Source organism: Pseudoalteromonas phenolica, from assembly GCF_044788725.1.
GTDB classification, from domain to species: domain Bacteria; phylum Pseudomonadota; class Gammaproteobacteria; order Enterobacterales; family Alteromonadaceae; genus Pseudoalteromonas; species Pseudoalteromonas phenolica_C.
Genome location: NZ_CP173161.1, coordinates 3,863,757 through 3,877,322 on the forward strand (window position 1 = coordinate 3,863,757; position 13,566 = coordinate 3,877,322).

Genomic DNA, 13,566 nt, shown 5'->3' on the forward strand with positions numbered 1-13,566 from the left:
AAGTTGATTAGGTAAGCATCTAGGCGCTAACCTAATCCAATTCTATTTGTTAAATCTATTACCTTATCGGCATGCCTAATCGTTGTATCACGATGCGCAATAATCAAAATGGTGAGTTTACCTTGTAACTGCTCAAGTGCCTTTTGAATTAACTCTTCATTATGACTATCAAGGGCACTTGTCGCCTCATCTAGTATCAACAATTGAGGTTTAGCAAGCAGTGCTCTCGCTAATGCTAAACGCTGACGCTCTCCGCCCGATAGCTTTACTCCCCTGTCTCCGATAAAGGTATCTAGACCATGTGGTAATTGTTTGACAAACTCTTCTGCTGCAGACATTGAAATAACTTGCCATAACTCATCATCACTGACAGCTTCGTCTGTTACCCAAACCAGATTTGCTCTAATGCTATCATGGAAAAAGAAAGCTTCTTGCGTTACATATGAAATGGATGTACGCCAGATTTGCTGATTGTTTCCAGTTATTAATTTGTCATCACAATATAAATTACCTTGAGTAGGAAGAAGTAAACCAGCAATAATATCTGCTAGTGTGGACTTTCCTGACCCCGAACGACCAACAAGTGCTACAGTTTGGTTCTTCTGAATTGAAAAAGAAGCGGGCTCAAATACACACTCGGATTGACTTGGGTATTGATAACAAATTTGCTCCAGCCTAATCTCACTATTTATCTGTATATTTTTGGTTTCAATACTGGTCTGGCTCTCTTGCTGACTTTGACAAGACTCCATTAATTGATAAATATCTTTGTAAGCAGCCACTTTATGGAGTAACTGCTGGTACGATTTTTGTAACTCTGCTATACGCGGTAATAAACGAGAAAATACCAATAATAACATGAGCATTCTCTCTATTCCTACTGAAAGCCAAGTTTGGGAAATATACAAAAGACCACTGAAAGAAGCCACAGCCCCAACTATATACACCCAAGTTGTCACCGCATTTGCTCGCTGAATTTTTATATGCTGAGTTTCAAGTAGCAAGCTTTCACGCGCCATTTGTGATTCATAAACGCCTTCACTAGCAAAGCTTTTTATCATTTTTAAACTACCCAAATGCTCTGTCAGCATTTGAAATATTTTTTTATTACTCGTAAGTTGTTGTTGCCCTGAGCCGTATATGTAGCTATTTAAAGGGCGAAGTAGACTTAATATAGCTATACCAAATACACAAGTTAGTAATGTCATCTCCCACGATAAAAATAATGCAAGCAAAATCATAATAAATGAAAGTGTGATATGGCTAAGTATGGACAGCATCAAATAAGAGGCGTGGCCTATTTGCTGAACTTGCATTGACAAACTATGAACGAAGTCCGAAAGTTTATTTTCTATAACGAACTGCCATTTACTGTTAAGAACAAAACTATAAAGCTGATTTCGTACATGCCTAATATAACTGTGTTGTACTTTTGCAGTTAATACAGTTAATTGATAGCGTAGTGTTGCAATTACAGTGACTAAGAATATATAACAAAAAAGTATTGAAGCGAGATCCAAAGATAACCCTAAGTATTCAAAACTTTTTCGTACTAATTCTGTAATTTCCGAGCTTGCAGATATTCCAGTACTTATTCCTATTACATCCAGTAAAGGGACAATCAAAAAAAGGCCAACACCTGCGCTAACCCCTTGAAATAATATAAGCGTAAATAGCAATACTTGACGCTTAGGTGAGAAATTGTAAAAGTCTAACAACCCTCTTAATAAATACTGATAATTCTTTTTTTTCATTATTACATCTTTGTCATCCAGACATTGAAGCTGGCTTTGATTGAAGAAAGATTACAACATATATTACACATTAATCAGAACCGCTTTGTCTATGACGTTAGACATATTGCAGCTAAATACATTAAAGTTTATCGACACTAAAAAAATAAATGATTAAGGCACAATTGAAAGTAAAATATGTTGGATAATAAAAAAAACCAAACAGCTAAGGAACTCAACCTTACTTTGGAGCAAGCCGTGCTAGATCATCACGATGATAAAAAGCATAAGCTCAGAGCTAAGCGCCCACCGAGAAAAGGCCTTACTCGCTCAAAAATAAACTCTATGCTCGCGGTGTGTGCCATTGTCATTTCTGCAGCCTCGTTTTATGCCACTTATCTACAAGCAAAAGCCTCACAAGAACAAGTTGCCGCCGCCAAACGCCAACTTAAAGCCGAAACCCTACCTTGGCTCAAAATGGGCTACTCTAATTTCGATATTAACCAAGAAAAACAATATATTAATATCAATATTTCTAACTCTGGCACCGGCCCAGCCATGGTTCATTACATCGAGTACATTTATAACGATGAGAACCATTTTCACATTGAAGAATTACTCGATAGCTGCTGCTCGTTAAACGCATATAAAGAAGCCCTTGATGAGATAGAGCAAGACCAAAGAGACATTAATTACCGCAACGCCTTCGGCTGGTTTGCGTCAAGCGATACCACCAACTTTTTACTCGCTGACGGTGAAGAATTTAATGTATTTATGATGCAAAAGACCAACTTTAACTCAGGTCTTTGGCAACAAATCGACAAGAGTATACATGACGTAAAAGTAAACGCTTGCTACTGCTCTATCTTAAAGCATTGCTATATTGTTGATGAAAAGTCTAATATTAAAGAGGTACAAAGTTGTGACCTTCCAGCTCAAGAAGAGGCACAAGAGTTAGCCGAGTAATCTTTTTCGACAACATAGGTGGTTATGCCGAGTAACGACAGCCAGTTTATACAGCAACTAAAGCGCTTTGAGGGCGAAATACCCCACCTTTATTTAGATAATCGGGGCAATCCCACCATAGGGGTTGGATTCTTAATGGCAAACGCACACCAGTTTTGTGCGCTCAATCTAATCCATAAAAAGTCGGGAAAGCCCGCCAGTGACCGCGAAAAACAAGCCGAATACAAAAAGATAAGCAAACAAAAGTCAGGTTATAAGGCCAGTTGGTATGCGCAGTTTTGTGAACTGACACTACCCAGCTATGAAACCGATAAGCTCCTTCACAAACACCTCACCCAGTTTAAACAAGAATTGAACAGGGTCTTTAGCAAACAAAGCGGCTTTAACTGCCAATTTGAACAAATGCCACTGAGTGCCCAATATGCTTTGCTCGATATGGCTTTTAATTTAGGCACTCCGCATTTAGCGAAAAACTGGCCGAAACTACACCAAGCTATCAAGCAACAAGACTGGCACTGTGCCGCCCAAGAATGCAGCCGCAGACATATTCAAAGTGAACGTAATGCAGCAACAGAACAGCTTTTTAAACAGGCTATCAGCAAGCAGCCAAACAAACATCACAACGGTATAAGCGTAAACTATCAAACTTCCTTGCTTACTAAGCTTTTCAGCGCTTTGTTTTCTTGGTTACTAAAAAAAGCAAAAAAGAAGCTGTTTAAGCGCTAGCAAAAATCTAAGCATTCAGCATAAATGTTTCAATAGGCTCATATACAAGACCTCGTTCTTCACATCGATAAGAGTGGTAAAGATGAAACTGCTTCACAATAAGCGAAAAAGGGGTGATCGCTTTCAAAACCTGAGGGCAAGGTTTGTGACTTCGAAATAGCGTGATATGCGGGGCAAAACTAAATGGGTTGTGATAAATATCAAGCTCACTTCCCTTGTCTCTCAACGGCTCTGCCAATAAAGATAGCGGTAAAGGTATTGAGTCGGGCTGCAAATAAAAGATGCCATTATGCGGCCAATAGCCAGTTTCGCTAAACTTTAATGAAAATGGCGCAACGTGCAAACTGCGCGCAAATTCGACAAGTTGGTTTTGTTGATCGGGTTGCACATTGGGCAAAAACGCCAAAGTGAGATGCCAGTTTTGCACTTTGGTATGTGGCTTTTTACCTACAACTGAATTGTCTAGCCAGGTCTTGATGTGCTCTTTTGCAGCATCATCTAGACCTATGCCAAAAAACAACCTTTTTGCGTCAGTCACTATTTAAACTTAACCTGTTTATTGCTGCGCTGATAACTACGCGATTCAGGCGTAGTCCATTCGCCATTTTTTAAATATTGTGTAGAGACTTTAAATTCGCCATCAATGAACTGGCTGGTAGACTTCACTTTGGTGATGCCATCTTTACTGCCCGTTACATCTTCATAAGCTACAAAAGCGCCATTAGGTAACACATCCATGCTGCCTTGAGTATAAAACCCTGCGGTTGTGAAGTAGTAAAACACTAGGCTATTTTTAGTTTTATCCCAAAATATCAATGACTCGCCACCATACATTCCTTCATTGATTGAGTGTAGTGTGCGAATAGCTGTGCCATTAAGCGCACGCTCCCATTTACTGACATCTTGCATTGCTGGTTGCCCTTGCTTAACTGCAAAATCAGCTTGCCAAGTACCAAGATAAGGTTCAAATACCTGTAACTCTTTTGCGAGTGAGCCTGCAAACGTTGGCATACTGAGTAACAGTGAAGTAAGAAAAATAAGTGCTTTTTTCATGTTGTTATGTCTTTTTTAAGCAAATTAGAATTGTAATGGTAGTCAGCATTTGATGAATAGACAATAAACAAAAAACGGAAGCAGTGCGGTTAAGATGGTGATTAAGACTGACCCGACATAAAGTCGGTGCTACCGGAGTTTTGAATAACTCAAAAAGCTAGGCTAAGACTAAGTGAGAAAGTTGAGTAAACCCGACTTAAAGTCGGTGCTACCAGGGTTGACAGTGCTCAAACAACTATAAACATTTCAACATGCACAAAAAAGCACTGTTAAAACAGTGCTTTTGAAGGTCGTTTCAAGGTTGGTGTTAGTTACTTTGGCCTTTGTCTGCCGAGAAGTATTTGCGGCGCATCAGGTCATGGATCACTAACTCTTGCTCTCTACCATAAGCTTTAAACATACGATTGTTATGCATGTGCAGCAATGAGTTTAACAATGAATCTCGACTACAATTTAACTTACTGCCCTCTAGCATCTCGTTTAGCTGTGCAACCACAGGCTGTGCTTGCTGCTGCCATTGAAGAAGAAGCTGGCCAATTGCTTGTTGAGCCTCATCATCAGGTAACTGAGTCAAATCAGCTAATTTCACAAAGTCATCTTCTAGCTGAGTTTGATATTCACGATATCGGTTACCAAGCTGCTTACGTAACTGACTTGTTTCATTAAACTCATTGCCAAAACCGGCACGTAGCGAGCTGATCAAATTAAACTTAGCGATCTCATCATAATTGAATAAGGTGAGCAGCTTGTCGGTACATTGCAGCGCAACACGCCAACGAATGTCTTCACCATATTCATCGATCAAACCACAAGTGCGTGCAATTAATTCACTGTCTAACATAAACAGAGATTCAATAAGCGCCATCGATTCTGGACCACCGTAGCGCTCAACTTCACGCTCGTAGGTCATCAGCTCGACTTTGTGTAGCTCGCCAGACTCAACCATAGGATCGAGGAGCTGATTCAGCTTAGGTAACAACTGACCACACAACTTGCTTGGCTCGCCATAGAAACGCAAACGTAAATGCCAGTCAGGATCGCCATAACGAATGAAGAACCACTTTTCAAAATCGCCGCGTTGTTCAGCAATGAAAGGTAGCAGTTTTTCGGTTAATAACTGCTCGACGATTGAATTACCTGAATAAATTTTCAAACTAAGCCATTCAGAACCCGCGCTAAAGCGACGCTTAATTGGTTTCGCGGTGATATTAGCGATGGGGTTATCAGCAAAGTGATGGTGCACACCAGCATTACCATTAAACAATGGGATAACCATTTCATTGTTGTAATGATGCCCTTGTTTATCGACGACACGAGACGTCAGTTGCGACGTTAACACTTCTTTAAGCTCTACGCGCAGTTGACCTTTGGTTTCAGACAGCAGCACTGCCAACATATCTGGATGGCGTAAATCTAATTGCAACACATTATCGGCCATCGCATAACTGACTTGTGGGTCAAGTTGGTATTTGTCTAATAACGCAGTGAGTTTCTCTGCCGAAAACTGACCATTTTTACTGATTGCCTCTAGCTCTTTTCGATCAATACGCCACGTTTTTTCACTTAAGATCAGGTTATCCAACATGATTCTGGGGACAAATGCCGCATTGGCAGTACTGCCAGGCATGCTGAAGTTTGGTGCTCGACCTTCTTGGTGTTGCAGCATACATAAGAACTTATAAGCACTTAGGCTTCTTGCTGAGTAGTTATGTGCACATGATAAGCGCGGGATGATTTGTTTATTGAGGCGCTTGCTCCACAGCTTCACTTTTTGCCCTTCAACCCAAACAAATAAGTCGCTTAGTGAAATTTGATATTCGCTATCTAGACTACTGTCGGCCATGAACACGATTTCGTATTCGCGCAGATGAGGACGGGCAATTACATTGCCGGGACGACCTTCCGGCATATGCGCTATTTCGGCAAAAATAACATTATCTGAATGCGCTTGCTCTTTTTGTAGCTCCTCGATAACCGCTTGTTTTAAGCTGTTATCTAAGTGACAAAAGCGGCCAAGCAAATTGGCTGACGAAGGTCCTGAACACCCTCCAAGCTTAAAGATAGCGTTTTCTCTTTCGTCTTGGTATGCACTTAACATCACAGATAAAGAAGCTGGAAACTTTTTACTGATTGGCTCTTTGCTTTTCACTTTTGCCTTAAGCTCTTTGCTCTTAAGTACAACACAGTCTTTGCTTCGATTTGCAGGTAAACTTAGTGCTTCTTCAATAATCTGATTGAGTCGTGTCGGCTTAGGCGCTTCTCCTCCCCCTTGATTACCTCTAACCAGATTTAATCCAGCTACCAGCGGGGCCTCATAGCCTGTTTCGTTCGAAATACCGATACCTGACTCGTCGTCTAAGATGACATCAAGCGGAACAAACTGGCCTTCAAAGCGCGTATTAAACTTGCTGATAAAATTGCTCAGAGGATTAGAATTGTCGCTATCTCCCAATTCAGCTAACAATTCGAGCTGCTTTTGTACACGCTGAACTTCTTGAGCGCTTAGCAGACATTGTTCAAAGGCGCGATACACATCGCTCTGGAACAATTTATTCTCTTGCGCTTTTACTGGCAAATTTTGGAAGTGCTCAAGTAACTGCTTATAAGGCGTGATTTCACCGCTTTTCTCGTTATCAAGCTTTTCGATCATAGCAAGTGCTGTTGCAAGTTGATCCGCCGTAGCCAACTCATTCATATTTTGCAGCGACTTTAGTAGAGCATGATCCGGTGAATCGCCCGTTAATGGCAATGGGATATCAGCTTGTAGTACTTTTTCGTCGATTAGGTCTTGTATATAAGCTTCAACGTCGCTTTTTCCTGCTTCGTCGTAGCGTTGGCAGAAAGCGTCTACCAAACCATTAAAGCTTAACTCGCCTTTTGCAAGCTCAAGTACACAATGAAAGTATTCATCGCTGTCGACCGCACTCAAACGGTATTGCATGCTGTCTTCTGATAAATAATTCTCGATATAACGACATTGATCGGCAACAAAATAATGTGATGGGTTGGGTCGATAAATTAAATTATCGGCACGTTGCGCTTCTTTCACAAAGTGTTCTTTGAGCGCCGAAAGGTAAAACATATCTAGACGTGTTTTACGACTATCTTGCGTATGTTCTGCACTCACAAACTCAGTTTTATCACCAATTTCACCTTTATGAATGCCCGAAAACAGACCAAAAGGCGTAGGTCTTGCGCACATACGTAACATGTATTTAAGCAGTGCTTGGGCAACCTTTTTACCCTGCTTAGATTCAGGTTTGGTACGCCATTGTTCAATACGTTCTAATAACGACGGACTGGCCAGGTAAATTGCCTCTAGCACACCATCTATCGCTAACCACTTTTCTAAAATAGCGTTTGTGTCGGCAGACTCTGAGCTAAATTCTGCTAAATGCTCTAGTGATAAACGCGGCGTACGCATCACAAAGAATGGCGCATGCTGCATACTTTTATTCGTTACAGGGGGAGGGGTTTTATTGTTGTTTGACATGCTAACTCCTTATGCCATTAATAAGCACTCAGCCCAGTCTAAATCATCACTGATAACTGATACTAAGCCTAACCCAATGCCCGCATAGCCCATTAAAAAACCAAAGTTTTCATCATGCTTTCGCGTTTCGCCGTTATAAGCATAAAAGGCTGCTAAGCCTTGCTCTTGATATTGTTCAAGGCTGTATTCAAGCCAATATTTAGCTGCCTTCTCAAGCTCAGGATGGGGCATTAGTTTATTCAGTAACTGATAAATACTGACCAGGCCAACAAACCCATGACACAGCCCTGCGTCATTAATATAACCACTTGCGGCATCGCGCTTTGCTGCTTTTAAAGCAATGCTTAATGCTTGATCGACATAACTAGGTCTATCTAAGGCATGCCCTGCGCGAGCTAAGGTCATTGCGATGGTCAAGTCACCATAACACCAACCAAGACGAGACTTATGTTCACCACCTACACATGAACCAAAACAAGATTCAGAATCAGTGTCAGGGTTTTGCTGTGTCATTAGCCAATCACATGACTGTGTTAGTAATTTCTCAGTAGGAGCTCTTAATGATTCAATTTTCATGGCAGGAATAAGCGCCGCAATGATCCCCGGCACTCCATGTGCCAAACCTAGATTATATTCAGGCTTTTTAGGATCATCTTTCTCAAAACGATATACGGAGTTTTCTGGCTGAGACCAGCTAATTTGATTTTCGCCAACTTGATCAGCAACACAGGCAAAGTTTTCGACAATGACGCCATATAATGCGGTTTGATCTGTATATTTACTTCGTCTTGCAGCATAAGGCGCATACCCAGCTAAACCGAGCACAGATTCTATTTCTCCAGGCCAAGGCTGGTGATTAAGTGCATCATGGAAGAGCTGGTCAACTTCACTTAACAGTTCAGGGTCATAATCTTGCACATCAGCTTGGTTAAAATATTCTAGTACCCAAGCTTGCCCTGCAAGACCACTGCTTAGCTCAAATGACTGCTGATCAAGCTGCTCTTGTAACTGCTCTAATTTTTCTGAAAACAAAGCTTCATCAATGTTGTCTTCATCGAGACGATAAGCATTAAAAAGAAACAGTAAATGGCCAGCTAAGCCGCTTAATAAACCATTATTTTTTATATTTGTAAGGTCCTGGCTAACTTCTTCAGCCAGTGATTTTATAATCGCGCGAATTAGAGCTTCTTGCTCTGGCGATGCAATAGCATGAGTTGGCATATCTTTCCTTAGGTGAAAACACCATTCTAATTATTATTCCTGCAACAACTATCTGATACCTTACTTAAGCAGCAGTAAAAGCTCAACACATTTGAGATTGTTAATTTTTATTTAATTGATTGAAAATGTTATGGGGATCATTTATTTTAACTTTGCACCCACTATGGGTTCAAATTTCTAAACAAGGATATGATTATGAAATTAAAATTAAATAAAAAGAAAATGAAGTCTTTATCATCTGATAAAAGCTCAATGCCAAAAGAAATGACACCTCAAATTGGTGGTGGTACAGGATTCTGTTACCGTACACAAGGTTGTTCAGGTACTTGTAATGATTTATCAGTTGGCTACTGTGGCGCAACGGGTGGAGGTCAAGTCAGTGATGATTTTGGAACTTGTAATTCACAAAAGATTTGCCATTTGAACTAATGTGAATTTCTTACTGACTGGAAATAGAGGTTATTGTCACCCCTATCAATAATAGTTTTACCTTTTAAGCGCTAACATTTTAAACAAGGATATGATTATGAAATTAAAATTAAATAAAAAGAAAATGAAGTCCCTTTCTAATGATAACAAAGCGATCCCTGCAGCGATGACGCCACAGGTTGCTGGTGGTTTTGAAAAAAGAACAAATTACAAAGACTATTGTGATATAACAAGCGCCTGTACAGATACTTGGTAAATTGATTTTGATTCGTGAACGCACTTTAAAAAAGTGCGTTCAACCATTCATTTATCGATCACGCAATCAAAACTCATGTTTCTGAAACTTGAATCTCATCTTGCTTTTGGGGTTTCTTTAACTGTATTTCTCTATCAGCTGAAGCGATGGTTTCTTTACGGTGAGCAATGATCACACGGGTAATATCCAGTCTCGACACTGCTTCGTTAATATCAGCCTCTAAGTTTGTATCTAAATGGCTGGTGGCTTCATCCATAAATAATATCTTCGGTTGTTTATACAAAGCTCGAGCGAGGATAATACGCTGCTTTTGACCACCAGAAAGGCTCGATCCCATGTCACCTATTAAACTGTCATAGCCCATAGGCATTTGTGCTATATCGTCATGTATGGCGGCCAGTTGTGCACAGTACACCACTCGTTCCATATCAACAGGTGAGTCAAAAAATGCGATATTATCTGCTACAGAGCCTGACAATAGTTCATCGTCTTGCATTACCGCAGCAATTTGTTGACGATATTGCCTTGCGCCTATTTGCTCAAGTGGCACACCATCAATAAGCACCTCTCCTGATTTCGCCTTATTTAACCCTAGCAAAAGTTTTAATAGCGTTGATTTACCGCAACCTGAAGGGCCTGTAATTGCCACTGACTCTCCTGCTTTAATCTGCAAGCTTAAGTTATCAAGCACATTGGGAGTCGCATCAGAGTAAGCAAAGCTAACATTTCTAACTTCGATACCACCTTCTAGAGTATGGCGCTTTAAATTTGCGGGTTGTAAGTCTTCTTTTTCAGTAAGTGCAATATCAGCAATACGATCGAAGTGTAAGCCAAGCATCTTGAACTCAATGAACTTTTCGATGAGGTTGGCTGTTTTTTCCATAAACTGGCGCTTATATGACATAAACGCAAACAACATACCGGTACTGAAACCGCCCTGGATCACTAAGTGTGCAGCCAAATACACCACCACGATATTCTCAATACCAAATAAGGCACGGTTTACCGCATCGTAGCCAATATTAAAGTTACCAATACGGATATTTTGGTTGATGGCATTGGCATAGCGGTTTTGCCATTGTCCTTCTCGTTTTACCTCAGAACCAAATAACTTGATGGTTTGAATGCCTCGCACGGTTTCCATAAAGTTAGAGTTTTCTTCGGCGCGCGCCATGATCTCTTGTTCACTGATAGCGCGATAAGGTTTATACATGGCAATACGAACGCCCGCATAGGCAAACACTGCCACCAGCACCACAGCCGATAAGGTCGGGCTGTAAAAGAAAATCATCGCTAAAGTAATGATTGCCATTAGGCCATCAATAATGGCTTCGATCACGCCTGTAGTCAGTAATTGCTTAACCTGCTGCAATGAGCCAAAACGCGATACCACGTCACCCATATGACGCTTCTCAAAGTAGGAAATAGGCAAGCGCACAAGATGATGAAACAAATTAGCACCGAGCTGTATGTTCATCTGGTTACCAAAGTGCAGCAAGGTAAAGCCCCGCAATGCATTGGTGGCTATTTCAAAAATTAACACTAAGAAAAACCCCACCGCGAGCACAGTGAGTAATGAGGTATCTCCGGTGAGCACTACATCATCAATCACCAGCTGTATGTAATATGGTGCGGCAAGCGTGAAGACTTGCAATAACATCGACAACAAGAATATAAGCAGTAGTGAGCGTTTTAACCCAGAAATGCGGCTCCAAAAATCAGAGAACTTTAACGTTGGTTTGCTTTCTTGTTTTTCAAAATCTTTAGTGGGTGTGAGCTCTAATGCGACCCCTGTAAAATGCTTTGACGCTTCTTCAAGGGTGAGTGTTTTCTCACCTTTGGCTGGATCGTGGATCACGATGCGTTTTTCGTTGGCCTTTTTTAGCACCACAAAGTGATTTAAGTCCCAATGTAAAATGCAAGGGGTTTGTAATGCGTCAAGATCTTCAAGCTCAATACGCAGTGGTCTTGTGCTTAACTTTAGCTGCTCAGCAAAGCCCATAATATCGAGCAGCGTCGCGCCCTCAAGAGAAATACTAAATTTTTGTCGGATCGAGACCAAGTCGGTTTGATAACCATGGTAACAGGCCACCATAGCTAAACTTGCTAAGCCACATTCAGCGGCTTCCGACTGTAAAATAATGGGCAATGAGTTCCTTGACCAAAACTGTAGCTTATTCACTACATTTTCATCTACTTCATGCATTTTTTACTGCCTTATTATTGTTATAAATATGGGTCAATTGCTGACTATTGATTACAGCTGACCTTTAATACTAAATACCGGATCAAATAACCAACGCAATAGCGAGCGCTCTTCGATCACTATGTCTGCATCGAGCCTCATACCAGCTCTAAGCGCTGTTGCTTTTCCATAAGCTTGAATGCTTTGATCGTTTAAAGCGACAACGACGCGATAAGCGGGCTCGGTGAGAACACCTGGTGTAGATGCCTCTTCCGGTAAGATCACTGAATTACTGATTTCTTTAATGGTGCCATCATAAACACCAAACTTCTCGTAAGGAAAAGCATGATAACGTAAACGCGCATTTTGTCCGACATCAACAAAACCAAATGCTGATGTTGGCACATAGACAACCGCCTGCATTTCGCTATTTTCAGGTAACACAGACAATAAACTTTGTCCCGTTGAAACTGTTTTTCCAACCTTTGCAGTCAAGCCACTGACTATACCTGACTTAGGCGCTCGCAACTCACCCAATCGCTGCTGTTCAATGGATGAAAGCTGCATTTGTAAATCAGCCTTTTGTGACTCAAGTTGCGCTATGCGCGTTTGCTGCTGCAATGGCCGCTGCTCAATTTGCTTTTCAAGCTGCTGTAGCTGACTTGCCAATGACACACGCTCAGACTTGATACTCGACGCCTGCTGTTGCAACGATAATAAAGTATCTCGCTGCCTTTGCAGTTCTAACTCAGAGATGTAACCGGTGCCTTTTAAACTGCCGACTTGCTCGACCATTTGTTGATTTAAAGTTAGACGTTGTTTAAAAGTGGCTGCTTGGCTATCGAGCTCTGATAGTCGCTGTGCTAGAGCAATTTTTTGCAAATTAAGCTGTTCAAGATCTAGGGTGTCTTGTGCTTGTTGTTGAGTAATTTGTCGCTCTAACGAGTTGAGTTGAAACTGATATTGATTTAATAAGGCTTGGTTAAGCTCAAGCTCTTGGCTGCTGTGTTTTGCCGAAGCTATTCTCAAAAGCGGTGCCCCTGCTTCTACAAACTGTCCTTCAGATACCAAGACTTCTGATATCAACCCAGACTGTGAAGCTTCAACACGCAACAAGCCCGCATCGGGCTCAATGACGCCTGTCACTCGCTCTTTGCGAGTGTATTGACCAATACTCAAAAATACTAAACTGACTATGACGACCATTAAGATCAACACGGTAAGTCTTGTAAAAATGGGTGGCTGAATAAGCGACACAGCTCCTTCTAGTCGATGTCGTTTATGTTCCAGCACTTCTTTGCGGAATAGACTGTCCATAGGTTACTTCTTATATGTTATACCTGCCCTCAATAATACTTAATCATTTTGAGTGACTAAAGCCGTCGCTTGCTTCGTGAAAAATTTCTTATTTAGAGCAACTAAATTGCAAAATTTTCGCCTTGCCTACATGGATGTAGGTACCTCAGCGATAGCAGGACGCGTGAGCGGTGCTATCGACAAGCTT

The 13,566-nt window shown here is 41.1% G+C and carries 11 protein-coding genes; 4 read left to right on the forward strand and 7 right to left on the reverse strand.

Annotated features, from left to right (window positions below; genetic code table 11):
* Nucleotides 1-26 precede the first annotated feature (26 nt).
* Entirely contained in the window at nt 27-1,754 is a 1,728-nt protein-coding gene (locus tag ACH784_RS17490; RefSeq protein WP_404392378.1) for an ABC transporter ATP-binding protein, read from the reverse strand.
* Between the two features lie 177 nt (nt 1,755-1,931).
* Here ACH784_RS17490 and ACH784_RS17495 point away from each other — a divergent pair, with 177 nt between their 5' ends.
* On the forward strand, nt 1,932-2,699 hold the full coding sequence (locus ACH784_RS17495) for a hypothetical protein (RefSeq protein WP_404392380.1): 768 nt from the start codon (nt 1,932-1,934) through the stop codon (nt 2,697-2,699).
* Between the two features lie 24 nt (nt 2,700-2,723).
* On the forward strand, nt 2,724-3,425 hold the full coding sequence (locus ACH784_RS17500; protein ID WP_404392382.1) for a glycoside hydrolase family protein: 702 nt from the start codon (nt 2,724-2,726) through the stop codon (nt 3,423-3,425).
* 7 nt (nt 3,426-3,432) lie between these two features.
* Here ACH784_RS17500 and thpR read toward each other — a convergent pair whose 3' ends face one another.
* The 4 genes from thpR to ACH784_RS17520 all read right to left on the reverse strand — a co-directional run bounded on the left by thpR (nt 3,433) and on the right by ACH784_RS17520 (nt 9,192).
* Nucleotides 3,433-3,963 (reverse strand): RNA 2',3'-cyclic phosphodiesterase, encoded by a 531-nt coding sequence (thpR, locus tag ACH784_RS17505; RefSeq protein WP_404392384.1) that lies wholly within the window; start codon nt 3,961-3,963, stop codon nt 3,433-3,435.
* Entirely contained in the window at nt 3,963-4,436 is a 474-nt protein-coding gene (locus ACH784_RS17510; RefSeq protein WP_404395308.1) for a hypothetical protein, read from the reverse strand. The genes thpR and ACH784_RS17510 overlap by 1 nt, the downstream gene beginning before the upstream one ends.
* Before the next feature lie 349 nt (nt 4,437-4,785).
* Nucleotides 4,786-7,971 (reverse strand): lantibiotic dehydratase, encoded by a 3,186-nt coding sequence (locus ACH784_RS17515; RefSeq protein ID WP_404392386.1) that lies wholly within the window; start codon nt 7,969-7,971, stop codon nt 4,786-4,788.
* Between the two features lie 9 nt (nt 7,972-7,980).
* Nucleotides 7,981-9,192, reverse strand: coding sequence for a lanthionine synthetase C family protein (locus ACH784_RS17520; protein WP_404392388.1), 1,212 nt, complete (start codon nt 9,190-9,192; stop codon nt 7,981-7,983).
* 195 nt (nt 9,193-9,387) lie between these two features.
* Here ACH784_RS17520 and ACH784_RS17525 point away from each other — a divergent pair, with 195 nt between their 5' ends.
* The gene (locus ACH784_RS17525) at nt 9,388-9,621 is read left to right on the forward strand and encodes a hypothetical protein (RefSeq protein ID WP_404392390.1); all 234 of its coding nucleotides are present in this window, start codon (nt 9,388-9,390) and stop codon (nt 9,619-9,621) included.
* A gap of 97 nt (nt 9,622-9,718) precedes the next feature.
* Entirely contained in the window at nt 9,719-9,877 is a 159-nt protein-coding gene (locus tag ACH784_RS17530) for a hypothetical protein (protein ID WP_404392392.1), read from the forward strand.
* A gap of 73 nt (nt 9,878-9,950) precedes the next feature.
* Here ACH784_RS17530 and ACH784_RS17535 read toward each other — a convergent pair whose 3' ends face one another.
* Both ACH784_RS17535 and ACH784_RS17540 read right to left on the reverse strand, forming a co-directional pair.
* The gene (locus tag ACH784_RS17535; RefSeq protein WP_404392394.1) at nt 9,951-12,083 is read right to left on the reverse strand and encodes a peptidase domain-containing ABC transporter; all 2,133 of its coding nucleotides are present in this window, start codon (nt 12,081-12,083) and stop codon (nt 9,951-9,953) included.
* Nucleotides 12,084-12,134: 51 nt separating this feature from the next.
* A complete protein-coding gene (locus ACH784_RS17540; protein WP_404392396.1) occupies nt 12,135-13,379 on the reverse strand; it encodes an HlyD family secretion protein in 1,245 nt (414 codons plus the stop codon).
* Nucleotides 13,380-13,566 lie beyond the last annotated feature (187 nt).

What these genes read in the sequence shown, in the direction of transcription:
- ACH784_RS17530 (WP_404392392.1), top strand. Translation starts at nt 9,719, where the DNA reads ATGAAATTAAAATTAAATAAAAAGAAAATGAAGTCCCTTTCTAATGAT.
- ACH784_RS17520 (WP_404392388.1), bottom strand. Translation starts at nt 9,192, where the DNA reads ATGCCAACTCATGCTATTGCATCGCCAGAGCAAGAAGCTCTAATTCGC.
- ACH784_RS17515 (WP_404392386.1), bottom strand. Translation starts at nt 7,971, where the DNA reads ATGTCAAACAACAATAAAACCCCTCCCCCTGTAACGAATAAAAGTATG.
- ACH784_RS17500 (WP_404392382.1), top strand. Translation starts at nt 2,724, where the DNA reads ATGCCGAGTAACGACAGCCAGTTTATACAGCAACTAAAGCGCTTTGAG.
- ACH784_RS17540 (WP_404392396.1), bottom strand. Translation starts at nt 13,379, where the DNA reads ATGGACAGTCTATTCCGCAAAGAAGTGCTGGAACATAAACGACATCGA.
- ACH784_RS17490 (WP_404392378.1), bottom strand. Translation starts at nt 1,754, where the DNA reads ATGAAAAAAAAGAATTATCAGTATTTATTAAGAGGGTTGTTAGACTTT.
- ACH784_RS17535 (WP_404392394.1), bottom strand. Translation starts at nt 12,083, where the DNA reads ATGCATGAAGTAGATGAAAATGTAGTGAATAAGCTACAGTTTTGGTCA.
- ACH784_RS17510 (WP_404395308.1), bottom strand. Translation starts at nt 4,436, where the DNA reads ATGCCAACGTTTGCAGGCTCACTCGCAAAAGAGTTACAGGTATTTGAA.
- ACH784_RS17495 (WP_404392380.1), top strand. Translation starts at nt 1,932, where the DNA reads ATGTTGGATAATAAAAAAAACCAAACAGCTAAGGAACTCAACCTTACT.
- ACH784_RS17525 (WP_404392390.1), top strand. Translation starts at nt 9,388, where the DNA reads ATGAAATTAAAATTAAATAAAAAGAAAATGAAGTCTTTATCATCTGAT.